Here is a 26,664-nt window from a genome sequence, read left to right on the forward strand (position 1 = left end):
AATAGCACTGAACTAAAGCTTTCAGTGCTTGAATTCAGATTTAAAAGATTGACTGAATCCCATCCATGGTACTAAAGCCGGATTTTGCATGATCACACCCTGCGGATCAATTAAGAGATATGCCGGGAGCGCATTAATTTGATAAATATCAGCAATATCAAATACTTTATCTGTGAGGAAAAATTTCCACGGATATTTTTTAATTAAATCATTCAGAATGTTTTTGGATGTATTAATCGCAACACTTACAAATTGAACATCTTTGGCATAATGCTGATACAATTCCGCAATACTATCCATTTCCCTGATACAATCGTTACATGGAACAGTGAAGAACTGAATAAAAGTAACTCGATTCGATGGATCAGGAATGTTAAAATTATTGCCCTCTAAATCCGTTAACTTATACGTGGGTATTTTTGTACCGGGTTGGAGGTAATTTAGCTGCTGTGCCATACTTTTAGCAATTTGTGTATGGTAAGAATTGCCGGAGCGCTTAGCGATTTCATCAAACAATTTAAGAATAGAAGCATGATTTGCTGATGGAATGAAGTACAAATCATAAATAATTTTCAAGAGGACCATTTCCCTGAATTCAGTATTTTCAAGCATGGGATCCTTTTTCAATAAAGCCGATACAGATTCTAAATCCGCATTTCCAAATATTTTCTGCATCAATAAACTTTGGTCAAAATATTTATTGGGAACCATCAAGTATTTCTCAAACAACTGATTGAAGAAACGCATGTATTCATCATGATGCGAATAAAAAGGCTGATTCTGTAAATACGATTTATAAGCAGATTCCCTGTTTTTCAATCCTGAATTTAATTCAAAAGATGCCAATCTAAGATCGATATACACTTTTAAATAACCACCTGGATTATTGAATAATTGTTTAATCTCTGAACCAAAATCAACAATCAATTTTCTTTCTTTATTCTTATAAATCCGATTAAAATTAGCGACTAAAAACTGATCTGCCCGAAAATTAAACTCACTGATCTGATTGTTCAAATCATCTTTGGGAAGATCGATGAATTGGTATTCTAAATAAGGATTGTTCACAAATGTGATCTGCTCCCTGCTCTTATCATATTTAATGAATAATTTATAAGTTTTATTGGGTTCCAGATATATTTCAGTTTTCTGAAAACCTATCACGAGAATAAATATTTGTGTTGCTTGTAATGTTGTTTTTAATTTAAAAGATCCATCCGGTTGCACAACGCATTCATCAACCTCTTTCATTTTCATTGAAAAAAAATCGGAATAAGTTTTAAGCTTGATCACATATCCAGCTGCATTTTCGGCCTTCCCGTAAATTTTTGTTTCTTGCCCTGATACAACTGAAAACAACAACACAAAAAGAAGGGTAAATAATGTATATTTCTTATTCATTCAAGGCTAATTTTGGCAAAGGTAGTTCTGATTTTTATTGAAAATACGAATGAATGGCTTCAGGAATAAATTGTGCGATATCTCCTTTGTTAAAGTGAATATCCCTGACAATGGACGAATTGATAGCGGTAAACTCAGGGGCAGTCAACATAAAAACAGTTTCCACTTCGGGATATAATCGCTTATTCACCTGCCCGATACTTCGTTCAAATTCGAAATCAGCCGAAGTTCTTAACCCTCTTAGTAGAAATTTTGAGCCAACACTTCTGCAAAAATCAATGGTCAAGCCGGAGTATGTTCGTACGCTAATGCCGGGATTTCCTTCAAACACTTTTTTGATCCAATTTATCCGGTCGTCTAAACTGAAATAATTTATTTTTTGAGAGTTTTCACCAATTGCAATGATAATCTCATCAAACAATGGGATTGCCCTTTTAATTACATTTTCGTGACCGCGAGTGATGGGGTCGAAGGATCCCGGAAAGACGGCTATTTTTTTCATTGCTCAGCTCATTTAAATACAAATATACAAATTCTAACAGTCTTAACTTTTCAAATATAAATTCATCAAATCAATTAAAGAGCTATAAGTGTTTTGCATTGCGAACTTCATTCCCTCTCTGTTCATCCATTCAACCTTGCTGATTCCCTCATTTGTTTGAGGAGTGGGAATGGTTAAATCTGTGCAATTCATTTCATACCAATAAGTCTTCTTTAAAAAATGCTTATTCCCATACATATAAAGATGATATGTTGGATTAAGCGGTGCAATAATCTGAAGGGATTTAAGCCCGGTTTCTTCGCTAACCTCTCTTAAAGCTGCATTTTCTGAAGTTTCATTTTTTTCAATTTTACCTTTAGGCAAATCCCATTTCCCTAATCTGAAAATCATAAGCAAATCATTCCGGTCATTTCGAACAAACCCGCCTGCAGCTTCAATCTTTTCAAATGAATTTTTGAAAAAATTAAAACTTAAATCTAGATTTTCCCCACACAAAAATATGAGCCTGCTATAAATTTCGCTAAAGATAAACTGTTGATATTCCTTACGCATAACTTCATCATTATTAACTTCAACGATCAAATCATCTACCAAAACATTCAACTTTTTTATGTCCTGATCGAAAATAATTTCTTTGGTCAGATAAAAAACTTTATACATTTGCAGTATGAAAATTAATGATGATATAGCAAGAAGCGTTGCCGAATCCTTATTACAAATTAAAGCAATAAAACTAAATATTGCTAATCCATTTACATGGGCCTCGGGATTAAAATCGCCTATTTATTGCGATAACCGAATTACCCTCTCTTATCCAAAAATCAGGACCTATATCCGCCAACAATTTGTTGAGATGATTAATGCAGAATTTGGATCTGTGGATGTAATTGCAGGAGTAGCAACTGGTGCCATTGCGCAAGGAGCATTGGTGGCCCAGGAATTAGGATTGCCATTTGTTTATGTTCGCTCATCTCAAAAAGAGCATGGTTTGAGCAATCAAATTGAAGGAGTTGTTCAATCAGGTCAATCGGTCGTAGTTGTTGAGGATTTAGTTTCGACAGGGAAAAGTAGTCTGGCTGCTGTTAAAGCGCTTCGCGATGCGGGATGCAATGTTAAAGGCATGGTCGCCATTTTTACTTATGAAATGGAAATTGCCAAAACTAACTTTGAAGAAGCTAATTGTAAGTTGGTGACCTTATCAAACTACGACTCCCTGATCAGAAAAGCTGTTGAAAGCAATTATATTTCCGATTCAGATGTTCACTCATTGGTTAAATGGAGAGAAAACCCTGCAAAATGGGGCGCTAAATAGTTTTAACATCATGGAAATAAAAGGTGACCCAATCGAAATTAAAAGTCCGGCAGATCATATTTATAATTTCCTGAACGATTTTAATAATTTTGAGAATCTGATGCCCGAGCAGATCGATCACTGGAAATCGGATTCCGAAAGTTGTTCATTTGAAATAAACAACATGGCAACCATCGAACTCCGGATAACCGAACGTGAGCAAGGGCGCAAACTCAAGATGAATTCAGAAGGAAAGAGTCCTTTTCCATTTCAACTTATTTCTAAGCTTGAGCCGCTTAACGAGAATTTATCAAAATTTAGTTTTGAGATTGATGCCGAAGTAAACCCAATGCTGAGCATGATGGTAAAAAAGCCGCTTCAAAATCTTGTTGAAATTATGGGTCAGAAGCTAAAAACTTTCATGGAAAAATAAGTTTTCAAATTACGAACTCGACTTCTTTCAGGTCACAATCATACATTTCGCCATTTTTGCCTTCCAGTTGCAGTCGTCCAAATTCAGAGATCCCGGTAATTTTAGCAGTGACTTTTTTACGGGAAATAAGATAGGTATGGTATTCTTCGTATCTGTATAACAATGAAATGTATTTTTTATCAATTGACTTAAACAATCCCAGTTCCATTTGCGAATACCAGTGGTTAAGCGAATCACATAGCAATTGTAATGCTTGAATAAGATCCAGGTCTTCTTTCATAAAACGAATAAGGGAAACCGGATTTGGCGCATTGCTGGTAAAAACTTTCTGATTAATATTAATTCCGATGCCCAAAATTGATGCACTCATCACATTGCCTTGGATGAAATTATTTATCAAAATACCTGCAATTTTCTGATCGCCCAAATAAATATCATTGGGCCATTTTATTTTTACCCTATCTTTTGGAGCATATCTTTGAACAAATTCGGCCACAGCCAACGAAACCATTTTGTTAAGAATAAATTGCTTCTCCGGTTTTAAAAATTCAGGCTTGATAATCACGCTTATAATTAAATTTTTTCCGGCCTCGCTCTCCCAATAATTACCCTCCTGCCCTTTTCCATGCTTCTGAAATGAGGTCGTGATTATTGTTCCATCCTCAATATTTTGTTCATTAATCAAATCGACCGCAGTTAAATTTGTGGATTCGACTGTGTTAAATGCTATAATTTTTTTTCCGATCATATCTTGGTTGTTCCTATCTGTTAATCCTGTAAAAATACTAATCAAATTCAACTGAAAATGATTTGAACATGAGAAGATGTTAAATTATTATAAATAGTTTAAAAATAACTATTTTTGCATCAAGACAATATGGTTAGTATGCCTAAAAAATCAAACAAAAAAAATCAAAACAATACAGTTCAAGCAGCTTTAGAGGGAATTTTATCCAAGAAAGGGAAACAGGTGGTGGTACTGGATATGCAAAAGATTCCCAATGCCATAACTTCATTCTTTATTATATGTCAGGGCACATCCCGGCCTCAAACTACTGCCATCGCCGATGCAGTTGAGGAGTTTGTTAAGAATGAAACAGGACACAATGCATGGCATAAAGAAGGTTTTGAAAATGCGGAATGGATTTTGATAGACTATGCTGACGTTGTTGTTCACGTATTTCAGGAGACTAGCAGAAAACATTACAAACTCGAAGAACTATGGGCAGACGCTGAAATTCAACATATTAATAGCGACGATTAAGAATTGAATATTTAAGAAGAAATAACAAAACGACAGAATGGCAGAAAAAGAACCGGAAAAAACACAAGATACCAGCCCGAAAAGCAAAAAACCTAAATTTAGTTTTTATTGGATTTATGGAATATTGGCAGTCTCTTTCCTCATACTTCAAGCTTTAAGCTGGGATAGTGGTTCAGAGAAAGTAAATTGGGGTGAATTAAAAACCATGCTATCCGATGGTGATGTAGAGAAAATTATTTTGGTAAATGGAACGCAAGCTGAGATTTATATTAAAAAGGATCAGTTATCCCGACCGAAATATGAAAAAGTTAGAGGTGGATCTTTTGGAGCCTCAAAGGCTCAATATTATTATAACATTACCTCTCCCGACAGCTTTAAAGACGATGTAAAAGAAGCCCAACAAAACATTGCCAATCCTGTTTATATTGATAATGAAACCCGTAAAAACTGGGGTGGGGAAATTCTTGGATGGATACTTCCACTTTTAATCATGGTTGGTGTCTTTTTCTTCATCATGCGAATGATGAGTAAAGGATCTGGGGGTGCAGGTGGCCAAATTTTTAATATTGGCAAATCCAAAGCACAGTTATTTGATAAAAGTACAAGTGTAAGTCTCAACTTTAACGATGTAGCCGGATTGGAAGAAGCTAAGGTTGAAGTAATGGAAATCGTAGATTTTTTGAAGAATCCATCAAAATATACTACACTTGGAGGCAAAATTCCAAAAGGTGCATTGCTGGTTGGCCCTCCCGGTACAGGAAAAACTCTACTGGCAAAAGCTGTTGCTGGCGAAGCTAAAGTTCCATTCTTTTCCATTTCAGGTTCCGATTTCGTTGAGATGTTTGTTGGAGTTGGTGCCTCAAGGGTACGCGACCTTTTCAAACAAGCAAAGGAAAAAGCACCGTGTATCATTTTTATTGATGAAATTGATGCCATTGGACGTGCCAGAGGCCGTAATGCCATGACAGGAGCCAATGATGAAAGGGAAAATACATTAAACCAGCTTCTGACTGAAATGGATGGCTTTGCTACCAATACTGGTGTTATCATTCTTGCTGCAACAAACCGTGCCGACATTCTCGACCGGGCTTTGATGCGAGCCGGACGATTCGACCGACAGATCCATGTTGAACTTCCCGATCTGGAAGAAAGAAAAGCCATTTTTAATGTTCACCTTAAACCATTAAAATATAATAAAACCATTGTTGTTGAATTTTTGGCTAAACAAACTCCGGGTTTTTCAGGAGCCGATATAGCAAATGTTTGTAATGAAGCCGCTTTGATCGGAGCCAGAAAAAACAAAAAAATCATCGACAAACAAGACTTCATTGATGCAATCGATCGTATCATTGGAGGATTAGAAAAAAGGAACAAAATCATTTCTCAGGCCGAAAAAGGGGTTATTGCATTTCATGAGGCCGGACATGCTGCTGTTAGTTGGTTGCTCGAATATGCTCATCCTTTGGTAAAAGTTACCATCGTTCCCCGTGGAAAAGCACTGGGTGCTGCCTGGTACCTTCCCGAAGAACGTCAAATTACCACATTTGAGCAAATGTATGATGAAATGACCTCAGCTTTGGGAGGCCGTGCTTCCGAGGAAATTAATTTTGGAAAAGTATCGACCGGTGCGTTAAACGATCTTGAGAAAGTAACCAAGCAAGCATTTGCGATGGTTACCTATTTCGGATTGAATAAAAAAATTGGAAACATCAGTTTTTATGATTCAAGTGGACAACAGGAATATTCGTTTCACAAGCCATACAGCGAAAAAACGGCTGAAATAATTGATAGTGAAATAAGCAAATTGGTTGAGGATGCTTATGATCGTGCAAAGGATCTTTTGACCAAAAACAAAGAAAAATTACAAAAGTTGGCAACACTGCTCCTTGAGAAAGAAGTAATTTTTAGTGAAGATCTTGAGAGTGTTTTTGGAAAACGGCCTTTTGGATCTGAAAATAGTGTTAATTCATTGGTTATTGATCCGGATGTAAAAGAGGCATTCGAAAAATTAGTTGAACCAACCGAAAAAAAAGTAACAAAAGCTAAAAAGAAATCGAAAGAGATTGATAAAGCTTAAAAATCGGGGCTAAATGGAAGAAAGTACTTCAAGGGAAAAAATTCTGAAAAAAGTCAGAAATGCTTTAATGAGTAAGCAGGAAAACCCGTTTCAATCCATTGAATTCGAATCAGAAATTTATCAGACTACCGATGAGTCTTTAGACATTACTTTTGCTAAGGCCTTTACCGAGGCAAATGGACAGTTTGTGTATTGCGAATCCCCCGCTGACTTCCCATCGAATCTGAAATTTTTGATGGAACAAAGAGGTTGGGAAGAAGTATTTTGTTTAGATAAAAGCATACAATATGCCCTCGAAAACTCAAAGATCCCATTTAAATCCGCTGAAGAAGATTTCTTGAAAATGAAGGTCGGGATCACCAGATGCGAATTCCTGATTTCACGATTAGGCAGCATTATGGTAAGTTCAAAACAATGTGAAGGAAGAAGGATGAATGCTTTCCCTGAAATTCAGATTGTTTTTGCATTTTCTTCACAATTGGTGCCTGATTTAAAAGATGCCCTGAAGGAAATTCAGAAAAAATATCAGGATCAGTTACCATCCATGATATCAGTGATAACCGGCCCGAGCAGAACAGCTGACATTGAGAAAACCCTGGTGATGGGTGCGCACGGACCCAAAGAATTGTTCGTTTTTTTGATTGATGATACGGTAGATACCAACTATTAACAGCATAATTTGAAAAATTTAGTCACCCGCAGCCTGACAGGAATTGTTTTTGTAATCGTTGTTATTGGTTCAGTTATGCTTGGATCCATGACTTTTTCAGCATTTATGCTGATGTTAAGCATTATCGGAATAACTGAATATATTAAACTTCGACCAAATACTTTTAAAACCTTTACTGATAAAATTAGTCTGCTGCTTAGTGGAATTGGACTCTTTGTTATCGTTTTTTTGGTCCAAACCCGAATAATTAAAATTGAGAATCTGAATTTATTATTTGTACTCTTTTTAATAATAGTAATAAGAACACTGATATTAAGTCCTAAAGAAGCGATTACTAAAATTTCAGAATTTGTTTTTGGCCTTGCTTATGTAGTAATTCCTTTTGTACTCATGATTGGCTTTTATCAAAGTGACACCCCATCAAAACTACCTGAACTTCTGATTGGATTTTTCATCATCCTCTGGTTTAATGATGTATTCGCCTATATTGTAGGTTCACTTATTGGGAAAACGAAGTTGTACGAAAAGATTTCCCCTAAAAAAACATGGGAAGGAACCATTGGAGGTACGATCCTTTCTGTATTATCGGCATATCTGCTTTCAACTATATTTTTATCATTAAACTTAACAAACTGGCTTGTTATTGGTTTTTTAATCAGTATTTTTGCAACACTGGGTGATTTAACCGAATCCATGTTTAAGCGGCAAGCAAATGTGAAAGATTCGGGAAACATCATGCCGGGGCACGGTGGAATTTTAGATCGCTTTGATGGTTTGCTGTTGGCAGCTCCAGCGATTTATGTATATTTAACTTTTATCAGCTAGCATGAAGATTCATAAAGCAGGGCACATTATTATACTGATTATCGGTTTAATTTTGGTCGTACTTACCTCAATCATTAATAACCAATTTCCTGAAATAGGTATTTTACATTTTGTTTTTTATTTTGCCGAATTGGTGTTTTTCTTTTTTGTGATCCGGTTTTTCAGGGTTCCAAAAAGAAAAGTTGTAAGAGATGCAAATTCAATCCTTTGTTCGGCCGATGGCAAGGTAGTTGCCATTGAAGAGGTTTTTGTTGATGAATATTTTAATGCAAAAAGATTGCAGGTTTCGGTTTTCATGTCTCCAATGAATGTGCATGTCAACTGGTATCCGATCGGAGGAATCGTAAAATTTGCTAAGCACCATCCCGGAAAACATTATCCCGCATTCTTACCAAAATCATCAACTGACAATGAACACAGTACCATTGTAGTTCAAAACGAAAACGGACATGAAATTATGATCCGGCAAATTGCCGGAAGTGTTGCACGACGTATCATTTTCCATTCTGAAACTGATCAGAAAGTCGATCAATTCGATGAGTTTGGAATTATTAAATTTGGCTCACGGGTCGATTTATTCTTACCCCTGGATGCCAAGGTCAATGTTAAGCTTTCCCAAAAGGTATGTGCCGGAATAGATACTATTGCCTTTTTTAACTAATTAGCCTCAGTTCGATCTAAGCATTTCTCATGAAACTGGTTCAGTATGTCTGAAATTTAGCCTTTTGAGCTAACAAGGTGTTAGCTATTGGCATTTAGCTGTTGGTCAAATAGCAATTAACTACTGTCTACTAACTACTGTCTACTGTATTCTGTATTCTGCTAATCTCTAAAATCTAACGTCTTATATCTTAATTTATAAAAACGACAATTACAATATGGATTCTATTTCTTTCAAACTTTTTACTTCGAAAGTAGGTTCTTCTTGATGCCTGATTTTATCATAATTCACATATAACTGATCCATACCGACGGCTTTCGCCCCTATAATATCTACTTTCAAATCATCGCCAATCATTAAACTTTCTTCTGCGGTGGCTTTTGTTATACGAAATGCATAATCAAATATTTCCGGTTCCGGTTTTTTTACACCTGCCATTTCGGAAGTGATGATGTGGGTAAAATATTGTCGTAGAGATGCGTAATCAAGCTTATTTTGCTGCACTTCCTCAAACCCATTGGTGATAATGTGCAAAGTATATTTTGTTTTCAAATAGCTTAATATTTCATGTGTATACGGAAACAGACTAACCATAGTAGGGCTGAGATTAATATAATCCGCAGCAATATGCTTTGCCAGTTCATCATCTTCAATTGAAAAATCCTTAAGAGTTAATTCGAAGCGCTGAACGCTTAAAACTTCCTTTTTGATTTCCCCTTTTCTATAGTATCCCCAAAGTCGGTTATTATGTATGGTGTAGTATTTATCGAATTCATCGATGCTCGGAACCCCCAATTTTTTAAGATCGTGTTTTAGATAAATAGTTTCAAAAGTTTGCTGTGCACTTTTCTCAAAATCCCATAAAGTACGATCCAAATCAATAAAAAGATGTTTGTATTTTTTAGCTTTATTCATGCGGCAAAAATAGTCATTCATTTAAAACAGCCTTGAATATTTTTTTAAAAATACTTGACTTCTTATTAAATTTGATGTATCATTGTGATATCATTTTAATATCATCCTAAAAATTAAAAAACCATGAAAGAAGAAAAAACCTATTTGCCCTCATCAGGATACATTGCCTTATTCCTTATCCTGTTATTTATCATTGTTCCTGTACTCGGCATCATTTTCACAAAAATGTTTCCACTCTTCATTTTTGTAGCCATTGCATTGTTTTGTACCGGAGGATTTGTTGTTGTAAACCCCAATGAATCAAGCGTGTTGGTTCTATTTGGTGCCTATAAAGGAACCATTAAAGAAAACGGATTTTTTTGGGTGAATCCTTTCTTTAACAAAAAGAAAATTTCGTTACGGGCATTAAATCTTAACAGCGATCCAATCAAGGTAAACGATAAGGTAGGCAACCCGATCATGATCGGTATCGTGTTGGTTTGGAAAGTAGAAAACACTTACAAAGCTGCATTCGAAGTGGACGATTTTACCCATTTCGTAAATATCCAGAGTGAAGCCGCTATTCGGAAATTAGCAGGACATTATCCATATGATAATTTTGATGATGAACAGGCCGATATCACTTTGCGTTCTGGAGGTGAAGATGTTAATGAAAAACTAGAAGAAGAACTTAGGGAAAGGCTTGCCATTGCAGGTATTCGTGTGATGGAGGCTCGTATTTCTTACCTGGCTTATGCCTCTGAAATTGCAAGTGCAATGCTTCGCCGACAGCAGGCTACAGCGATTGTGGCAGCACGTTATAAAATTGTTGAAGGAGCAGTCAGCATGGTTGAAATGGCACTTGAACAGTTATCTCAAAAAGAAATTATCGAATTTGACGATGAGAAAAAAGCCGCCATGGTCAGTAATTTAATGGTGGTGCTTTGCTCTGACAAAGATGCTTCTCCGGTAATCAATACAGGGACTTTACATCAATAATCTAATTCCTTATGGAAAAATCATCTATTGAATTATTAACTGATTTTTCAAAGAAGAATAATTATAGCTTTTTGTCAAATACACAGCCAAATACCTCAATCATATCAAATATGGGTTCTCTGGTAAATAAAAAGTTTTTTATATTAGAATATACAGTAGGAGTACACACATATAACTATGTTGCATTTGATGCTGGTGCTAATTATACTTTTTCGGGAATATTTCGGAATTATTCTAATAGAGAAATTCCTGAACTTAAGGTTCGACCAAAATTTTGGATTGATTTCTTGACTTTTAGACATAACGCTAAATCAGGAATTTCAGAATTAGATAAAAAATTATACATTAATTGTTCTAAGGATAGTTTTGTAAAGCAAGTTGTAAATCAAAAAGTAGGTTTAGAATTTATAAGATTATACGATAAAGTTTCGCCTATAGAATTAGTAGTGGAAAAGAATTCTATGCACTACAACCCAAAACTAACAGATAAATCCATTATAGGGTTAAAAACGAACAGATGGATTACCGAAGAAATAGAATTATATCTATTCTTGGAGCAGGGGAGCAAGCTTTTGAATATGATAAAAAAAGATTAAAGACAATGATAAATTATGGCTAAAAAAGCATTTGCTTTACGAATAAGCACCGAAGTGATGAAGGCGATTGAAAAATGGGCTGCGGATGAATTCCGCAGCACCAATGGACAGATTGAATGGATGCTAAGTAAAGCGTTAAAGGATGCAGGTAGATTCCCTAAAGAAAAAACCATGAAATAATTCTTTAACTTTTACAAATGCTTTTTGCCTTTTAATAAAAAACAGGATCCCAACTATGGAATTAAATACAATTGAGAAATTTTTATTAATTGCCCATCATCCTGAAAAAGGAAGATTTAAAATTCCTCCCATCCATTTCAAATATGGAATTGCAGGAGCCATTTTACTCGAACTTTCGCTCAGAAAAATCATTTCACTTAAGGAAGCTCGTGTTGTAATTGAGCAACAGCCGGTAACAATAGATCCCGACTATCCAATCTTTGAAGAGATTATTCAATCCATACAACTTGGACATCGCTTGCATAAACCAAGATTTTGGATTCAAAAATTCGGCCGCCGACCCAGAAAATTTAAATGGATATTCTTAGATGGACTTGCAAAAAAAAGGCTGATTCGAATCAAGGAATTAAAATTTTTATGGATTCCCTATAGAAGAAGCTATCTGATTGACACCAGTTCAAGACAAAAATTAATATACAATCTGAGAGAAGTGTTAATTTATAAAAAACCAAAAACCGAGGCAGATGTCGCTATCCTTGGTTTGGTAGAATCTTGCAAGATGCACAGCATAATTGAACCAGACCGGAGTAAACGTAAAATTGTCCGACAAGAACTAAAACAGATTTTAAAAGAAAGTCCGATTTCCGAAATTCTTGCGGCTACTATCAAACAAATCCAAATGGCTATAACAATTGCAATAGCAGCCTCTTCGGCGGGTGCGGCAGGTGGAAGCCATTAGTTTATCCTAAATGAAAAGTCGACCTTGCCAGGTGTCGCGATCTTCCAATCGTTTTTCAATCAAATTTAAAATCTGATCATTCCTGATCAAACCCCATCCAGGACCGGCCAAAAAACGAGGCGGCACTTCTCCTGCAAATCGTTCAATCACAATATTGGGATTCAGTCTTTCCAAGAAATCTATCACGAATTCAACATATTCGTGCAACTCAAAAAATTCAAAATGTTCAGGGGTTGATTTATATTCTTCTTCCATCTTAGTTCCTTTAATAATCTGGAGCTGATGGAATTTCATATTATTGATAGGAAGTTTTGACAGGATTTCTGCTTCGGCTAACATTTCCTTTCTGCTTTCACCAGGCAAACCAAATATCAGATGAGCCCCTGTTTTAATCCCTTTTGATGCAGTGAGTTTAATGGCATCGACGGATTGTTGAAAAGTGTGTCCCCTATTGATTTCGATCAGGGTTTTATCATAACACGATTCTAAACCATATTCTATTATGATATAGAACTTTTCCGATAACGCTTTAAAATAATCCAATAACTTTTCATTCACACAATCGGGCCTTGTTCCAATCACCAACCCAATAATTTCAGGTTTACTCAAAGCTTCCTCATAAATCATTTTTAGATGCTCATGATCTGCATATGTATTTGAATAGGCCTGAAAGTAAGCAAGATACTTATTTGCTCTTCTGTACCTGTTTGAATGAAATTCAATACCTTCTTCAATTTGTTTGCTAACCGATTTACCCGATTCGCAATAAGAAGGATTAAAGGCATCGTTATTACAATAGGTACAACCACCACGACCCACTTTTCCATCACGGTTCGGACAGGTGAAGCCCGCATCAATGCTTAATTTTTGCACCCGCTCGCCAAATTTCTGCTTAAAATAGTTGGCATAAGCATTAAAACGTCTTTTATGTCCCCACAAATAATCCATAAATCAAAAATATAAAAAAAGCTGCCATAACTAGATGACAGCTTTTTAAACAACACTTTAAATATGTTGAATAACGAAATAAAGAATTTAATTTACTACTTCAGCTTCTTCAGTAGTTTCTTCAACTTCCGGCGCTTCAGCCGGTAATTCGGTCACACCTTTAACTTCAAGTGCAATTTTTTGAACTTCAAGTCCGAGGGCATCATAACCTTCACAATCTTTCAGAAAAACAACTTTTTTCGCTAACGCATCGTACTCGCTTTTTCGCTCTTTATTTAGAGCAATAAAAAATTTGTTGTCTTTGAAGTTTTTCAAGTTGTAATTGTTAACGATCGCAAGTTTTTTGAATGCAACGCCTATAACGGAAATTTCCTCAGCATTGATTACCTTATCACTTCCGGCTGCAACTTGCATATCTGTAAGTTGATTACTGAGCTGATAAGACATTTCAATTGCATCTTTTATTTCCGCAGGAGCCTGTGATGTATCGATTTTCTCTTTTTCCGCACAGGATGTAAAAATCAGGGCTAAGAAAAGAACACTGATTATTGATATTATCTTTTTCATGTGTATATTTTTTAATTTTCTGAATAAATTATAAAGTAGCTTTTTCAAGTCGTTTCATGATAGCGAAAACAAAAGCAGCGGAAGCAATACAACAGATTACGAAAATTGCCCATAATTGCCACAGTTCGATTTCACCCCACAATGAACTTCCAACAAAAAGAAGTTTATTTCCAACGGCTGTAGCTAATAACCAACCACCTTGCATTAATCCCTGGAATCGTGATGGAGATACTTTTGAAACGAATGAAATACCCATCGGGCTCAAGAAAAGTTCAGCAATGGTTAAAACCAGATAGGTATTGATTAACCAATAAACCGAGATTCTGTCAGGAGAAGGAGTTCCGGCTAATGCAGATGGAGACTCCAGGTTCATTGAGCCAACAATCATTACCACAAATCCAAGTGCGGCTAAAATCATACCAATCCCGATTTTACGTGGAGTGCTAGGTTCAATTTTCCTGTTTCTTAACCAGGTAAATAAGGCTAAAATAACCGGAGTTAAGAAAACGATGAAAATTGGGTTAAAACTTTGGAAAATTTCAGGCTCAATTTTATTTGCTGTTCCGAATGTGGTATACAAATAATATCCAACACCAATACCTGCGATCGAAGTTAATCCACCTAATAATCTTTCTCTGGAAGTAGATTTTTTGCCAATCAAATAAACAAGACCAACAATAAATGCAAAAATACAAAGTAGTGATGGTAATGTAAATAACATGTTCGAGTATGCAGGAATTTCATTTGCGGTATAATCACGTGCAAACATTGATAGGGTCAATCCATTTTGATGGAACGACATCCAGAAGAAAATTACGACCAGGAAAACAAGCATTAGTGCATTAACCCGTGGTCGTTCTTCTTTAGTAGCATTTTGGAAAATCCAGGCTACAAACGCAACAAAAAGACCTATCGCCAATCCAAGTTTATAGTTATCGAATGCAAAGTGAAAGATCACTGCAGTAGCAGCCATTAAACCAAGTGATACCGCAACCTTAACAGGATTTATACTATTTGAACTTGTTTTATCTGTCTTAGCTTCAACAACCGGTCTCTTTTTATCCGGCAATCTGCCTTTAAAAATTGAGAAAATCACAAAACTGATAATCATCGAAAATGCTGCAATACCAAATGCATAGTTATATCCGGTTGCAAATGAATCAAGGTAATTGGTTACAAAACCTGTTAAACTGCTATTACCAGAAGTTACCATCATTTCAGTTGAGTTCCCAGCAAAATGAATCATATCACCGGTATTGATTAGGGGTAGTTCGCCAATATTAAATCTTGCGGCATACACCTGAAGATCTGAATTATATTCAAATCCTTGAGTTCTTAGATACCAGTTACGAATACCATTCGCAGCAAATGGAGCAATTAAGGCACCCATATTAATCCCCATATAAAAAACGCTAAATGCAGAATCACGCAATTTTTCATACTTAGGATCGTCATACATTTGTCCAACAATCGCTTGTAGGTTACCTTTAAAAAGACCATTTCCGAAAGCAATAACGGCTAAACCTGTAATGGTAATAGGTAAGCCCATTCCCGGAACAGACATGATGATATACCCACCAAGCATTGTGACAATACCGAAAAAGATGGTTCTCTTATAATTGTTGGTACCATCAGCAATTAAGCCACCAATTAGTGCAGCTGCATAGATACCAAAATAGAACCAACTATAAATGTCACCGGCTACTGTGGCGGTCATATTGTATTTTGCTTGCAAGTAAAATACTAAGCACGCCATCATGGTGTAAAAACCGAACCTTTCCCCCATATTGGCGAAAAAAGCTACGATTAATCCTTTTGGATGTCCTTTAAACATAAATTTAAGTTTTAGGTTATTAATAAATAGTATAATATCTTTTCTTCTTTACGACGTATAATCGTATGAAGTATACAAAAATAATTAAATTTACAAGGATTCCAAATGATTAAGAACATATAGAAAGTATCGAGATAAATTAATTCGTAAGGATGATGTAATGTTTTAAAGATTGAGTCGTCTTGTTTGTAAAGAATATAAATTAATGACCGTAGAAAAATTCAAAAGCGAAGTACTACCCATTAAAAATAAGCTCTATCGTTTGGCCAATAGAATGCTAAATGATACTGCTGAGGCTGAAGATACAGTTCAGGAGGTATTTATTCGCTTATGGTCGAAAAAAGAAAAGCTTGAAGAGTACAGAAGTATTGAAGCATTTGCGATGGTTATTACAAAAAACTTATGTCTTGATAAAATTAAATCACTTAGAAACAGGACTACTGAATTAAAAAACATTGACATACAAATGAGTGAAAACAGTCCATATCAACAAACAAAACTGAAGGATACGGTTCGGAAAATACATGAAATCATCAATGAGCTTCCTGAACAGCAAAAACTGATCATTCATTTAAGGGATATTGAGAATTGTGATTATGATGAAATTGCAGAAATAACACAATTAAGTCTGAATACAATCAGGGTAAGCCTTTCGAGGGCCAGAAAAAAAGTACGTGACACACTAATAAAAATAAACAATTATGAATTTTCGTCGAATTGAAAAATTGCTTGAGATGTATTTCGATGGAGATACATCGCTTGAAGATGAAAAAATATTGAAAGAGTTTTTTCAAGGAGAAAACTTACCCCCGCATTTGGCTTCCTTAAAAGATTCATTCAACTATTTCTCACAAGAGAAAACCAAAGATGAACTTGATGAATCTTTTGATCAAAAGCTATTTGCCCAAATTAACAACTTCGAAACATCCAACAAACGTCAGATTCGCCGAAGGTACATTTATTATATTTCCGGTATAGCCGCCAGTATCCTGATAATCATCAGCATTTTTACCAATATTGATCCTTTTTCATCAAAAATGAAAGACACTTTTAACGATCCACAAGTAGCTTATGAGGAGACAAAAAATGCACTTCTCATTGTTTCAGGACTGTTTAACCATGGACTGAAACCAGTCGATAATATTGCAAAATTCGATGATGGAATGAATCAGTTATCAAAAGTAGAAAGCCTAAGTAAAGGTATGGAAGAGGTGGGAAAAATTTCAAAATTTTATGAAACGCAGCAAAAAGTAATAAACAATTAATTTAAATAATCATGAAAAAACTAAGATTTAAAAGTTTGATCCTTGCATTAATCATATTCCCTTCAATGCTAAGCGCGCAGAGTTCATCGATAGATAAACTCTTCGATAAATATTCGGGACAAGATGGATTTACCTCAGTAAATATTTCAAAATCAATGTTTGCCTTTTTTGCAAAAATGGAAGGAATTGAAGACAGCGATTTAAATCAAATGCAAGGCGTATTGGATAACCTTGATGGCTTAAAAATCCTATCCTGTGATTCACAAAACAGCACAAGGCTGGAAGAATTCAGAAAAAGCTTAAACGCCTCCTTGAAAGACAAAAACTTTGAGGAATTGATGGTAATGAAAGAAAACGGTCAGGAAGTAAAGTTCATGACTAAAACAGTGGGTAAAGACATCGTTGAACTGATGTTAGTCGCCAGCGAAAATAACGAAGTCACAGTATTAAGTTTCTTCGGTATCATCGACTTACAAGCTATTTCAAAATTGTCGAAAACTGTTAAAATTAACGGAATGGACAAATTGAACAGCTTAGATAAATACAAAAAATAGCTGCACCCTATTTTTTGGAAGTAAATCTATCATGAAATTGTATAGTTGAGTTTATTCAATCATTAACCTTATTTAGAAATGAATTAATATTCACTATAAAATTTTAAAATATGAAAACACTTCGACTCATTATTACAGTTGCTTTACTCATGCCATTAACATTAATGGCACAAAAAGGTCCTTTCGACGATCTTTTCAATAAATACAGTGATAGTAAAGACGTTACTTCAATTATGTTCTCACTGGATGGTTTGAAAATCCATTTTGCAAATGCTGAGGAAGGTGAATTAGGTAACCTTATCAATCAAATCAGTAAAATCAATATCCTTAATTTCGAAAATCATTATAAATCGTTTCGTGATTCTGACTTTTATAAAGAAGTAAACGCCATTATCGAAAAAAATAACTACGAGCAATTGGTTGATGTAAAGAGCGGTGACGAAAATGTTGGGATTTATATCATTGAAGGAGAAGATGGATTGGTAAAAGAAGGTTTAATTATCATAAATGAAGATGAAGAAGCAGCAATCATCTCTGTTCGTGGAAATATGAAACCGGCTGATTTTTTAAGTATGCATGGTCATATGCCACGCTTTTATGGAATACATAATCACCATAAGAATTATAAACATCGCTAAAAATTATTATTTGATTGAGTTTTTTAAAGGATTTGCTAAGCAAATCCTTTTTTTATGCCCTAAAACAAAAATGGTTTAACTCAAATTTTTACTAATTTCGCAACTTAATTTTGCAAACTACGAATAATGACCGAAATACCTAGCAAATACAACCCTCAAGACACTGAAGATAAATGGTATGGACATTGGATGGGAAAAGGATATTTTCATTCGGAACCTGATGACCGTGAGCCTTATTGCATTGTAATTCCGCCACCAAATGTGACCGGAGTGTTGCATATGGGCCACATGTTGAACAATACCATTCAGGATGTGTTGACCAGAAGAGCAAGGATGCTGGGCAAAAATGCCTGCTGGGTGCCCGGTACCGATCATGCTTCCATTGCCACCGAAGCAAAAGTGGTTGCAAAACTTAAAGCAGAAGGAATTGAAAAATCAATGCTCAATCGTGATGAGTTTTTGGCTCACGCCTGGGAATGGAAAGAGAAACATGGAGGGATCATTCTGGAGCAACTTAAAAAATTGGGTGCTTCCTGCGATTGGGAAAGAACGGCTTTTACCATGGATGAATCCCTTTACGAATCGGTAATTGATGTATTTATTGACTTATATAATAAAGACTTGATTTATCGTGGCGTGCGAATGGTTAATTGGGATCCTTCGGCATTAACGGCACTTTCCGACGAAGAAGTAATTCATAAAGAAGTAAATTCAAAATTATATTATTTAAGATATCAGGTTGAAGGAAGTACCGATGATTGGGTAACCATTGCAACCACACGACCTGAAACCATTTTGGGCGATACGGCACTTTGTGTTCATCCGGAGGATGAAAGATTTCAACACCTAAAAGGTAAAAGAGTAATTGTACCCTTGGTTAACCGTTCGGTACCTGTTATTTTTGATAATTATGTTGATCGTGAATTCGGAACCGGTGCTTTAAAAATTACCCCGGCACATGATATCAACGACTACAATCTGGGGTTTAAATACAAACTTGATATCATCGACATTTTCAACGATAATGGCACCTTGAATAAAGCTGCCCAATTATATATCGGGAAAGATCGTTTTGCCGTTCGTAAAGAAATTGTTAAAGATTTAAATGCGAATGGTTTTTTGGTTAAAACCGAAGATTATGTTAATAAGGTTGGATTTTCGGAGCGAACCGATGCAGTTATTGAACCCAAACTATCGTTGCAATGGTTCTTGAAAATGGAAGATTTGGCCAAACCGGCCCTTGAAATCGTAATGAACGATACCATTCAATTTTATCCCAAAAAATTCAAAAACACTTACCGTCATTGGATGGAAAATGTGAGGGATTGGTGTATTTCAAGACAACTTTGGTGGGGGCAGCGCATCCCTGTTTATTATTTGCCAAACAATGAAATGGTCGTTGCCAAATCGCCAGAAGAAGCATTAAACTTAGCACAACAAAAATTCAATCTGCCAAACCTTAAGATTGAAGATTTAAAACAGGATGAAGATGTACTCGATACCTGGTTTTCGTCATGGTTATGGCCCATTTCCGTATTCGACGGAATTCGAAATCCAGAAAATAAGGACATCAAATATTATTATCCAACCAATGATTTGATTACCGCTCCTGAAATTTTATTCTTTTGGGTAGCCCGTATGATTATTGCCGGACTTGAATATCGCAAAGATATTCCATTTAAAAATGTTTATCTGACAGGAATTGTGCGAGATAAACTAGGACGAAAAATGTCGAAATCGCTTGGTAATTCACCCGATCCTATTGAGCTTATCGATAAATATGGTGCCGATGGAGTACGTGTCGGAATGCTCCTCACCTCCCCTGCCGGAAACGACTTACCTTTCGACGAAGGGCTTTGTGAGCAGGGACGAAATTTCAGTAATAAAATCTGGAACGCATTGCGTTTGGTAAAAGGCTGGGAAGTTGATTCAACGATAGAGCAACCTGATTCAAGTAAAGTTTCTATTCATTGGTTTGAAGCCAAATTAAATGAAACCCTTAAAACTTTGGACGATCATTTTTCAAAATACCGCATTTCGGATGCATTAATGACCACCTATAAGTTAATTTGGGACGACTTCTGTTCGTGGTATTTAGAGATGGTAAAACCAGCCTATCAAAAACCAATCGACAAACTCACGCTTGAAAGAACCATTGACTTTTTCGAAACCTTAATGAAGATTGCGCATCCATTTATTCCCTTTATATCAGAAGAAATATGGCATCAAATTGCTGATGAAAAACGAAGCGAAGATCTCATGGTTAGTTTATTACCAAAAAGAGGGAAAATTGATCATAAAATTCTGGCACAATTTGAAACCGCAAACGAGGTTATCATTGCTTTAAGAAGTGTAAGAAGTCAGAAAAATATTCAAAACAAAGAATCGCTGAAATTGTTCATTAAAAAAAATGACACTAAGGCTGATCTAACTTTCGACAGTTTAATTGCCAAACTCTGTAATCTGGAAACAATTGAATACGTAACCGAAAAAGTTGAAGGTGCCAATTCGTTCACTTTGAAATCGACTGAGTTTTATATCCCGCTTCTCGAAAATATTGATGTTGAAGCAGAAATTGAAAAGTTGGAAACAGAATTAAAATATACCCGTGGATTTATCCAAACGGTGATAAAAAAGCTTTCGAACGAAAGGTTTGTAAGCAGTGCTCCTGAAAAAGTTGTTGAAATCGAACGTAAAAAACAAGCTGATGCCGAAGCAAGGATATTGGTATTGGAAGAGCAACTGAAAATGCTAAGATAATTTGATGATTTGAAAACCTGCCAGCCGCAGGCAAGTGTGCCAATTTGAAAATGTAATAATCATTGGACACTGAGCGGAGCCGAAGTGTCCTTGGTAATTTGATGATTTGAAAATGTGCTGACCTGCTTGCAGCAGGCAAGTGTGCTAATGATTGGACATTGAGTTTTTCACGAAGTGAAAAGTATCGAAATGTCCAAGGTTAATTCGTCAATGTGTTGATTTGAAAATTAGGATTTTTCAATTAGAGTACATCTTATTTCTAAAATAACTGATAATGCTGTGCGAAGTTTTAAACTTCGCACAACTATTGTATTACAAAGTATTTCTATCGTATAACAACTGTATTACCATGGTCTAAACAAACTTCTCAATCAGCTCAACCAATCGTGTAGAATAGCCCATTTCATTATCGTACCAGGCCACGACTTTAACCAGTTTATTTTTATCGCCCAATACCGCGGTTAACCCGGCATCAAAAATGGCAGAGTGGGTATTGCCAATCACATCCATTGAAACGATTGGATCTTCAGTATATTCCAATATCCCTTTCAGTTTACCTTCTGCGGCTTGCTTAAAAGCCTTATTGATCTCTTCAATGCTTGCCGGATTTCTTAAAGTACAGGTAAGATCGGTCAATGAACCATCAGGCACAGGAACACGAATACCTGCCCCACCTAAATTATTCTTTAAATGTGGGAAAATTTTGGTGGCAGCCTTTGCCGCTCCGGTAGTTGTAGGAACAATAGAATAAGCTGCAGCACGAGCTCTGCGTAAATCTTTATGTGGCCCATCAATTAAATTTTGATCTTTGGTATAGGAGTGAACAGTCGTAATAAAACCCTTTTCAACGCCCCATAAATCATCTAAAATCATAATCAATGGAGCCACATTATTTGTGGTACAACTAGAGTTCGAGATAATCACATCGTTCCTATCAATCAGGTGATCATTAACGCCCAATACAATGTATTTTACCCCATTACTTTCACCTTTTGCTGGTGCAGAAATAATCACTTTTTTTGCTCCGGCACTTGTAACATGCTGGATAGCCTTGTTTTTTGTAACAAAATTTCCTGTCGCCTCAATCACCACATCAATTTGAAGCGATTTCCATGGAAGTTTGGCCGGGTATTTCTCTGATAATATTTTAATAGGATGACCATCAACGATTAAATTTTCCTTATCAAAATCAACACTGCCTTGATATTGGTGGTGAACAGAATCATACTTAAATAAGTGTGCCAAAGTTCTATTGTCGGCTAAATCGTTGATTGCAACAACTTCCATCCTTTCATTCTTCATTAGCTGACGTAAGGTAATCCGTCCTATCCTTCCAAAACCATTAATAGCAACCCTAATTTTTTCCATTCTTATATAAATTATTTGATGCTGCTAAATTATGAAAATTATACGGAAAAGCTCGGAGATATATCTAAAATACATCAGTACTTTTAACTAATTTTATGATTATACTGGCTGCTTAAATTTTAAATTTCTTACCTTTATAGCTTATGAATTTATAAAATATAAATACCATCATGGAACAAGCGAAGAAATACATCAAAGAAAACAAAGACAGATTTTTAGACGAATTGTTCGGATTAATCAGAATTCCTTCAATCAGTTCTATTGCTGATCATAAAGAAGACATGCTTAAAGCTGCCGAATACTGGAAAGAAACAATTTTGAAAGCCGGTGCAGATAAAGCAGAAATTTTCCCTACCGACTTCAATCCCGTTGTTTATGGCGAAAAAATAATTGACCCTAAGGCACCTACTGTATTGGTTTATGGCCATTACGACGTGATGCCTGTCGACCCTATCGAACTATGGAAAATCCCTCCATTTGAGCCAACCATCAAAGATGGTAAAATTTGGGCCAGAGGCGCCGATGATGATAAAGGTCAGGGTTTTATGCATGCCAAGGCTTTTGAAACCATGGTTCAAACCAATACGCTACCCTGTAATGTTAAATTCATGATTGAAGGTGGTGAAGAAGTTGGATCGCCCGGTTTAGGAAAATGGTGTGCCGAAAATAAAGAAATGCTCAAAGCAGATATCATACTCGTTTCTGATACCAGCATGATCGCACCTAACATTCCATCAATTACCACCGGACTAAGAGGATTGGCTTATTGGCAAGTAGAAGTTACAGGTCCGAATAAGGACCTGCATTCAGGTTTATTCGGAGGTGCAGTGGCTAACCCGATCAATGTATTGGCTAAAATGATTACCGATATGGTAGATGATAACGGGCATATCACCATTCCCGGATTCTACGATGATGTGATGGAAGTTAGCATGGAAGAAAGAAAAAAAATGGCCGAAGCTCCATTCGACATAGAGGCTTACAAAAAAGAACTCGATGTAAAAGAACTTTTCGGCGAAAAAGGATATACACCGAGCGAACATACGGGAATTCGTTGTACATTCGACGTTTGCGGAATTTGGGGAGGATATACCGGAGAAGGGGCAAAAACAGTGCTTCCATCAAAAGTTTATGCAAAAATTTCAAGCCGTTTGGTACCCAACCAAAATTATGAAAAGATCATGCAATTGTTCAAAGCTCATTTCGAAAAAGTTGCACCAAAATACGTTAAAGTTAAGGTTGATTGTTTACATGGCGGACAAGCCTATGTTTGCCCCATCGATATTCCTGCATATAAAGCTGCCGAAAAAGCTTATGAGGCAGTTTACAACCGAATGCCTGTTCCGGTTCGATCAGGTGGAAGCATCCCCATTATTTCTACTTTTGAGGAAGTATTGGGTTTAAAATCGGTATTGATGGGATTTGGTTTAGGAAGTGATGCCATTCATTCTCCCAACGAAAATTTCCCGTTGGAACAATTCTTTAACGGCATTGAAACGATTACTCATTTTTATAAGCACTATGCTAAGATCATGAAGTAATCATTAAAGTTTCCAGACAATAGATAAATCAGGTCACATCACATTGCGGCCTGATTTTTTTGTTAATAAAAAGTGAAGTTCTCGACATTTATCCGCCTTTGGCGGATGCTAGAACTAACAAAAATCGACAATCCCAGTTGGCTTGAGGCTATTAGTAAAAAGAAAGAGGTTCAGACAAGGTTTTACCTCGTCCGTTCTATTTTTATAGGTTATGCATGTTTTAATAATTTGAGAATGAGGCCAGAGAAGGTTAAGGATAGTAGTGATAACAAATAGTTTTAGTTTATACAGCATATAGAACGAGCGGGAGTGAAGTTATCTCTGAATAATTATGTACTTTTGAAGCGAAGAATGTTCTTTATTTTGATATCACCACTATTGCGTTTTTTATTAGTGGATTTATTAAAAACACCCCTGTTTTCCTTCAATATTATTAATTAACCTACTTAAAAAAACATCAACAAATAACTTCAACACTCATTATGAAGAACATTAAAAAAATCATTGTGATCTTTTGTGTATCACTTTTATCCATCGTATCATCTGCTCAAACAGCAGGAATTATGCCATTAACATTCGTTGCAGTGGAAAAAGGCGATGTGAACCAGTTAAAAGCTTTAATAGATGCCGGTGCAAATGTAAATGAGATTTACGAAGGTGTTTCCTTATTAAATTATGCATGTGGTGGTGTCCTGAAAGTGAATAACGACATCGTTAAAATATTACTCGATGCACCTAAAATTAATGTGAAGACAATAACACCAACAGAACCGGGTATTGACAAAGGTTGGGAAACAACGCCCCTGGTTGCCTTGCTCAGCTCAGCCAGTTACAACTCAAAATTGGACAATGTAGTCCGGCTCATAAAAATGGGGGTGGACATCAATTACCACAGCGAATTTAATAACCAGTTTACAGCTTTAATAATAGCGACTTTTGGAAAACAAGATGAGGAGTCAAAAGCAATCACCATGGCCATATTAAACAACGCCGGTCCCAAATTAAACATTAATTACATGGGTAAATATAAGGCTACTGCTCTAAACTGTGCTGTTAACTCGCAGCATGCCGAAGCGGTTGAAGCAATTTTAAAGCGAGGTGCGAATGTGGAAGATGTCAAACATGATAATAGTTTTCCGGGGCTGATTCCTGCAACAATAGACCATGATAACTATACCATATTGGATATTCTCATGAAATACAAAGCCAATAAATATGGCCCCACCCGGAAAGTGGTATGCCATTGAACATGGCCATGATACGACCGAAAGATGCCAAGTGGGCTGATTATTTAATTACCACCTACAAGGTAGATGTAAATCATCTGGGCAAAGCCCGAACCACTGGCGATGAACCCGCAATTAATGTAGCTTCGTATTTCAATAATGTAGAGGGATTAAAATTGTTAGTTAAACATGGTGCAAATATTAATCTGTCAACTTCGCAAGGAATAAATGCCATACAAACGGCAGCTCAGCGCAATAGTTTAGATGCCGCAAAGTATTTAATAGAACAGAAGGCCATTCTGAAAGGATATAATTCAACGTATTTTAATGCGATTGGTTATGCTGCTATGGGGTATCATATGGACATGTTAGAACTGTTGGTGAAAAGTGGTGCAGATATAAATGAAGTGTCGAAAGCATCGCCATGGGCAGGACCACTGGCCAGAACAGCTATGGGATTTAATCCATTGGATAAAAAAGCGCGTCTTAAAACCATCACTAAATTACTGGAATTAGGTGCAAATCCGAATGTTTTGCATGCGCAGGATATGACTGCTATGATGTGTGCAGCAAAGCTTGGTACGAACCCTGGCTGGAAAGCTGCGGTGGACAATTGTGAAGTTTTAATTAAAAGCGGAGCCAATGTGAATTTAGCCAATACCGCTGGTGAAACGGCACTTATGTTAGCATCGGAAGCAGGGAACCTAAAACTTGTAAACTTACTTATTAAGAGTGGTGCCAAAGTGAATGAGGTAAATAAAGTGGGTGATTCGGAACTAAGTTATGCCAATAGAGCGTTGACGAATAAAAACGATATTGTTAAAGCTTTAGAAAGTGCAGGTGCTAAACCTGTTGCTGTTACTGCTAAATCTGTTTTGAAGTCGGTACCCGGTAGTTTAGTGGGTACATGGAAAGGTTACCAAACCGACGATAAAACTATGATGGCTACCTTTGTGGTAAATAAAGATAATACTTATTCGTACGCTGCAGTGGGAAAGGTCGGTGGTAAAGATGTATCATACAGTCATAAAGGGGGGATTATAGCTTCTGAAGACACCTACACCTTAAAGCCTGAAGGACAAGCCTCTGCAACCTATAATTATAAGATAGTCAATGGTAAATTGTCGGTTAATAACGGCAGACCTTTAGATAAAGTTAAGTGATAGGGTGATACCTTATGTTTTGGTTTTTAGAGTGCCGGCTGAGCATAAAATTACACTACGGGGATTTGAATATCGGTGAAAGATAAGTTGCAAGTTATTATAAAATTATATAATCATTTCTTTGATTTTTAAGCTATTTTTGGGTAATGAAACTCCCCGCCGCAGAGCAACGGGGTATCAATTGGAATAGTATTTAATTTTTTCGCCACAAGCCCGCCTGCGGCCGGCAGGTGGCGGAGTATTAGTTTCATTCATCCCGATACGCTGC

28 protein-coding genes are annotated in these 26,664 nt (G+C 36.2%); 19 read left to right on the plus strand and 9 right to left on the minus strand.

Translation table 11 applies throughout. The annotated features are described in order from the left end of the window. Positions 1-21: 21 nt before the first annotated feature. Genes KKG99_08415 through KKG99_08425 form a run of 3 tightly spaced genes read right to left on the minus strand, consistent with a single transcriptional unit; the run spans position 22 to position 2,563 of the window. A complete protein-coding gene (locus KKG99_08415; protein ID MBU1013017.1) occupies positions 22-1,401 on the minus strand; it encodes a TlpA family protein disulfide reductase in 1,380 nt (459 codons plus the stop codon). Positions 1,402-1,435: 34 nt separating this feature from the next. Continuing rightward, on the minus strand, positions 1,436-1,903 hold the full coding sequence (gene coaD, locus KKG99_08420) for a pantetheine-phosphate adenylyltransferase (GenBank protein MBU1013018.1): 468 nt from the start codon (positions 1,901-1,903) through the stop codon (positions 1,436-1,438). Positions 1,904-1,945: 42 nt separating this feature from the next. Beyond that, complete coding sequence (locus KKG99_08425; protein ID MBU1013019.1) at positions 1,946-2,563, minus strand: NUDIX domain-containing protein; 618 nt, start codon at positions 2,561-2,563, stop codon at positions 1,946-1,948. A 25-nt stretch (positions 2,564-2,588) separates the two neighbouring features. On the opposite strand from KKG99_08425, the gene KKG99_08430 reads away from it, so the two are divergent. Then, entirely contained in the window at positions 2,589-3,215 is a 627-nt protein-coding gene (locus KKG99_08430; GenBank protein MBU1013020.1) for an orotate phosphoribosyltransferase, read from the plus strand. A 10-nt stretch (positions 3,216-3,225) separates the two neighbouring features. Continuing rightward, positions 3,226-3,627: a hypothetical protein gene (locus KKG99_08435; GenBank protein MBU1013021.1), complete on the plus strand. Its 402-nt coding sequence runs from the start codon at positions 3,226-3,228 to the stop codon at positions 3,625-3,627. 4 nt (positions 3,628-3,631) lie between these two features. On the opposite strand, the gene KKG99_08440 is transcribed toward KKG99_08435, so the two are convergent. Next, positions 3,632-4,426 (minus strand): biotin--[acetyl-CoA-carboxylase] ligase, encoded by a 795-nt coding sequence (locus KKG99_08440; GenBank protein MBU1013022.1) that lies wholly within the window; start codon positions 4,424-4,426, stop codon positions 3,632-3,634. Between the two features lie 87 nt (positions 4,427-4,513). On the opposite strand from KKG99_08440, the gene rsfS reads away from it, so the two are divergent. From rsfS to KKG99_08465, 5 genes are read left to right on the plus strand one after another with little or no spacing between them, the layout of a single operon-like run. Then, entirely contained in the window at positions 4,514-4,891 is a 378-nt protein-coding gene (gene rsfS / locus KKG99_08445; protein MBU1013023.1) for a ribosome silencing factor, read from the plus strand. 37 nt (positions 4,892-4,928) lie between these two features. Continuing rightward, positions 4,929-6,968, plus strand: coding sequence for an ATP-dependent zinc metalloprotease FtsH (ftsH, locus tag KKG99_08450; GenBank protein ID MBU1013024.1), 2,040 nt, complete (start codon positions 4,929-4,931; stop codon positions 6,966-6,968). A 13-nt stretch (positions 6,969-6,981) separates the two neighbouring features. After that, a complete protein-coding gene (locus KKG99_08455) occupies positions 6,982-7,638 on the plus strand; it encodes an LUD domain-containing protein (protein ID MBU1013025.1) in 657 nt (218 codons plus the stop codon). A 9-nt stretch (positions 7,639-7,647) separates the two neighbouring features. Further along, positions 7,648-8,463 carry a phosphatidate cytidylyltransferase gene (locus KKG99_08460; GenBank protein ID MBU1013026.1) on the plus strand — a complete coding sequence of 272 codons (816 nt, stop codon included), beginning with the start codon at positions 7,648-7,650 and terminating at the stop codon, positions 8,461-8,463. A gap of 1 nt (position 8,464) precedes the next feature. Continuing rightward, positions 8,465-9,124 carry a phosphatidylserine decarboxylase family protein gene (locus KKG99_08465; protein ID MBU1013027.1) on the plus strand — a complete coding sequence of 220 codons (660 nt, stop codon included), beginning with the start codon at positions 8,465-8,467 and terminating at the stop codon, positions 9,122-9,124. 210 nt (positions 9,125-9,334) lie between these two features. Here KKG99_08465 and KKG99_08470 read toward each other — a convergent pair whose 3' ends face one another. Beyond that, positions 9,335-10,060, minus strand: coding sequence for a YjjG family noncanonical pyrimidine nucleotidase (locus KKG99_08470; protein MBU1013028.1), 726 nt, complete (start codon positions 10,058-10,060; stop codon positions 9,335-9,337). Positions 10,061-10,162: 102 nt separating this feature from the next. Here KKG99_08470 and KKG99_08475 point away from each other — a divergent pair, with 102 nt between their 5' ends. From KKG99_08475 to KKG99_08490, 4 genes are read left to right on the plus strand one after another with little or no spacing between them, the layout of a single operon-like run. Beyond that, complete coding sequence (locus tag KKG99_08475) at positions 10,163-11,017, plus strand: SPFH domain-containing protein (GenBank protein MBU1013029.1); 855 nt, start codon at positions 10,163-10,165, stop codon at positions 11,015-11,017. Positions 11,018-11,028: 11 nt separating this feature from the next. After that, complete coding sequence (locus KKG99_08480) at positions 11,029-11,613, plus strand: hypothetical protein (protein MBU1013030.1); 585 nt, start codon at positions 11,029-11,031, stop codon at positions 11,611-11,613. Between the two features lie 12 nt (positions 11,614-11,625). Next, the gene (locus KKG99_08485; protein MBU1013031.1) at positions 11,626-11,793 is read left to right on the plus strand and encodes an Arc family DNA binding domain-containing protein; all 168 of its coding nucleotides are present in this window, start codon (positions 11,626-11,628) and stop codon (positions 11,791-11,793) included. Positions 11,794-11,848: 55 nt separating this feature from the next. Beyond that, positions 11,849-12,532 (plus strand): GPP34 family phosphoprotein, encoded by a 684-nt coding sequence (locus KKG99_08490; protein MBU1013032.1) that lies wholly within the window; start codon positions 11,849-11,851, stop codon positions 12,530-12,532. A 6-nt stretch (positions 12,533-12,538) separates the two neighbouring features. Here the strand turns inward: KKG99_08490 and KKG99_08495 are convergent, their stop codons facing one another. The 3 genes from KKG99_08495 to KKG99_08505 form a co-directional block, all read right to left on the minus strand. Continuing rightward, entirely contained in the window at positions 12,539-13,480 is a 942-nt protein-coding gene (locus KKG99_08495; protein ID MBU1013033.1) for a TIGR01212 family radical SAM protein, read from the minus strand. Between the two features lie 87 nt (positions 13,481-13,567). Further along, a complete protein-coding gene (locus KKG99_08500) occupies positions 13,568-14,047 on the minus strand; it encodes a hypothetical protein (GenBank protein ID MBU1013034.1) in 480 nt (159 codons plus the stop codon). 28 nt (positions 14,048-14,075) lie between these two features. Further along, a complete protein-coding gene (locus KKG99_08505; GenBank protein ID MBU1013035.1) occupies positions 14,076-15,881 on the minus strand; it encodes a peptide MFS transporter in 1,806 nt (601 codons plus the stop codon). A gap of 205 nt (positions 15,882-16,086) precedes the next feature. Between KKG99_08505 and KKG99_08510 the strand changes: the two genes are divergently transcribed. The 5 genes from KKG99_08510 (at position 16,087) to KKG99_08530 (ending at position 21,098) form a co-directional block, all read left to right on the plus strand. Beyond that, positions 16,087-16,602 carry an RNA polymerase sigma factor gene (locus tag KKG99_08510; protein MBU1013036.1) on the plus strand — a complete coding sequence of 172 codons (516 nt, stop codon included), beginning with the start codon at positions 16,087-16,089 and terminating at the stop codon, positions 16,600-16,602. Continuing rightward, positions 16,583-17,146, plus strand: coding sequence for a hypothetical protein (locus KKG99_08515; GenBank protein MBU1013037.1), 564 nt, complete (start codon positions 16,583-16,585; stop codon positions 17,144-17,146). Before KKG99_08510 ends, KKG99_08515 begins: the two co-directional genes overlap by 20 nt. A gap of 11 nt (positions 17,147-17,157) precedes the next feature. Continuing rightward, on the plus strand, positions 17,158-17,700 hold the full coding sequence (locus KKG99_08520) for a DUF4252 domain-containing protein (protein MBU1013038.1): 543 nt from the start codon (positions 17,158-17,160) through the stop codon (positions 17,698-17,700). Positions 17,701-17,810: 110 nt separating this feature from the next. Beyond that, entirely contained in the window at positions 17,811-18,338 is a 528-nt protein-coding gene (locus tag KKG99_08525; protein ID MBU1013039.1) for a DUF4252 domain-containing protein, read from the plus strand. A gap of 126 nt (positions 18,339-18,464) precedes the next feature. Next, positions 18,465-21,098 (plus strand): valine--tRNA ligase, encoded by a 2,634-nt coding sequence (locus tag KKG99_08530; protein ID MBU1013040.1) that lies wholly within the window; start codon positions 18,465-18,467, stop codon positions 21,096-21,098. Between the two features lie 354 nt (positions 21,099-21,452). Here KKG99_08530 and gap read toward each other — a convergent pair whose 3' ends face one another. After that, positions 21,453-22,466: a type I glyceraldehyde-3-phosphate dehydrogenase gene (gene gap, locus KKG99_08535; GenBank protein ID MBU1013041.1), complete on the minus strand. Its 1,014-nt coding sequence runs from the start codon at positions 22,464-22,466 to the stop codon at positions 21,453-21,455. A gap of 170 nt (positions 22,467-22,636) precedes the next feature. Between gap and KKG99_08540 the strand changes: the two genes are divergently transcribed. The 3 genes from KKG99_08540 (at position 22,637) to KKG99_08550 (ending at position 26,396) form a co-directional block, all read left to right on the plus strand. After that, positions 22,637-24,007 carry a dipeptidase gene (locus KKG99_08540; GenBank protein ID MBU1013042.1) on the plus strand — a complete coding sequence of 457 codons (1,371 nt, stop codon included), beginning with the start codon at positions 22,637-22,639 and terminating at the stop codon, positions 24,005-24,007. Between the two features lie 482 nt (positions 24,008-24,489). Next, entirely contained in the window at positions 24,490-25,254 is a 765-nt protein-coding gene (locus tag KKG99_08545; protein MBU1013043.1) for an ankyrin repeat domain-containing protein, read from the plus strand. Between the two features lie 8 nt (positions 25,255-25,262). Then, positions 25,263-26,396 (plus strand): ankyrin repeat domain-containing protein, encoded by a 1,134-nt coding sequence (locus tag KKG99_08550; GenBank protein ID MBU1013044.1) that lies wholly within the window; start codon positions 25,263-25,265, stop codon positions 26,394-26,396. The last annotated feature ends 268 nt before the right edge of the window (positions 26,397-26,664 follow it).

Source organism: Bacteroidota bacterium (assembly GCA_018816945.1).
Classification (GTDB): Bacteria; Bacteroidota; Bacteroidia; order Bacteroidales.

Coding starts and splice junctions, on each gene's coding strand:
- KKG99_08465 (MBU1013027.1), top strand. CDS start 8,465: ATGAAGATTCATAAAGCAGGGCACATTATTATACTGATTATCGGTTTA.
- KKG99_08480 (MBU1013030.1), top strand. CDS start 11,029: ATGGAAAAATCATCTATTGAATTATTAACTGATTTTTCAAAGAAGAAT.
- KKG99_08500 (MBU1013034.1), bottom strand. CDS start 14,047: ATGAAAAAGATAATATCAATAATCAGTGTTCTTTTCTTAGCCCTGATT.
- KKG99_08540 (MBU1013042.1), top strand. CDS start 22,637: ATGGAACAAGCGAAGAAATACATCAAAGAAAACAAAGACAGATTTTTA.
- KKG99_08515 (MBU1013037.1), top strand. CDS start 16,583: ATGAATTTTCGTCGAATTGAAAAATTGCTTGAGATGTATTTCGATGGA.
- KKG99_08545 (MBU1013043.1), top strand. CDS start 24,490: ATGAAGAACATTAAAAAAATCATTGTGATCTTTTGTGTATCACTTTTA.
- KKG99_08475 (MBU1013029.1), top strand. CDS start 10,163: ATGAAAGAAGAAAAAACCTATTTGCCCTCATCAGGATACATTGCCTTA.
- coaD (MBU1013018.1), bottom strand. CDS start 1,903: ATGAAAAAAATAGCCGTCTTTCCGGGATCCTTCGACCCCATCACTCGC.
- KKG99_08525 (MBU1013039.1), top strand. CDS start 17,811: ATGAAAACACTTCGACTCATTATTACAGTTGCTTTACTCATGCCATTA.
- KKG99_08455 (MBU1013025.1), top strand. CDS start 6,982: ATGGAAGAAAGTACTTCAAGGGAAAAAATTCTGAAAAAAGTCAGAAAT.
- ftsH (MBU1013024.1), top strand. CDS start 4,929: ATGGCAGAAAAAGAACCGGAAAAAACACAAGATACCAGCCCGAAAAGC.
- KKG99_08550 (MBU1013044.1), top strand. CDS start 25,263: ATGATACGACCGAAAGATGCCAAGTGGGCTGATTATTTAATTACCACC.
- gap (MBU1013041.1), bottom strand. CDS start 22,466: ATGGAAAAAATTAGGGTTGCTATTAATGGTTTTGGAAGGATAGGACGG.
- KKG99_08495 (MBU1013033.1), bottom strand. CDS start 13,480: ATGGATTATTTGTGGGGACATAAAAGACGTTTTAATGCTTATGCCAAC.
- KKG99_08505 (MBU1013035.1), bottom strand. CDS start 15,881: ATGTTTAAAGGACATCCAAAAGGATTAATCGTAGCTTTTTTCGCCAAT.
- KKG99_08520 (MBU1013038.1), top strand. CDS start 17,158: ATGAAAAAACTAAGATTTAAAAGTTTGATCCTTGCATTAATCATATTC.
- KKG99_08530 (MBU1013040.1), top strand. CDS start 18,465: ATGACCGAAATACCTAGCAAATACAACCCTCAAGACACTGAAGATAAA.
- KKG99_08435 (MBU1013021.1), top strand. CDS start 3,226: ATGGAAATAAAAGGTGACCCAATCGAAATTAAAAGTCCGGCAGATCAT.
- KKG99_08425 (MBU1013019.1), bottom strand. CDS start 2,563: ATGTATAAAGTTTTTTATCTGACCAAAGAAATTATTTTCGATCAGGAC.
- KKG99_08510 (MBU1013036.1), top strand. CDS start 16,087: ATGACCGTAGAAAAATTCAAAAGCGAAGTACTACCCATTAAAAATAAG.
- rsfS (MBU1013023.1), top strand. CDS start 4,514: ATGCCTAAAAAATCAAACAAAAAAAATCAAAACAATACAGTTCAAGCA.
- KKG99_08490 (MBU1013032.1), top strand. CDS start 11,849: ATGGAATTAAATACAATTGAGAAATTTTTATTAATTGCCCATCATCCT.
- KKG99_08415 (MBU1013017.1), bottom strand. CDS start 1,401: ATGAATAAGAAATATACATTATTTACCCTTCTTTTTGTGTTGTTGTTT.
- KKG99_08470 (MBU1013028.1), bottom strand. CDS start 10,060: ATGAATGACTATTTTTGCCGCATGAATAAAGCTAAAAAATACAAACAT.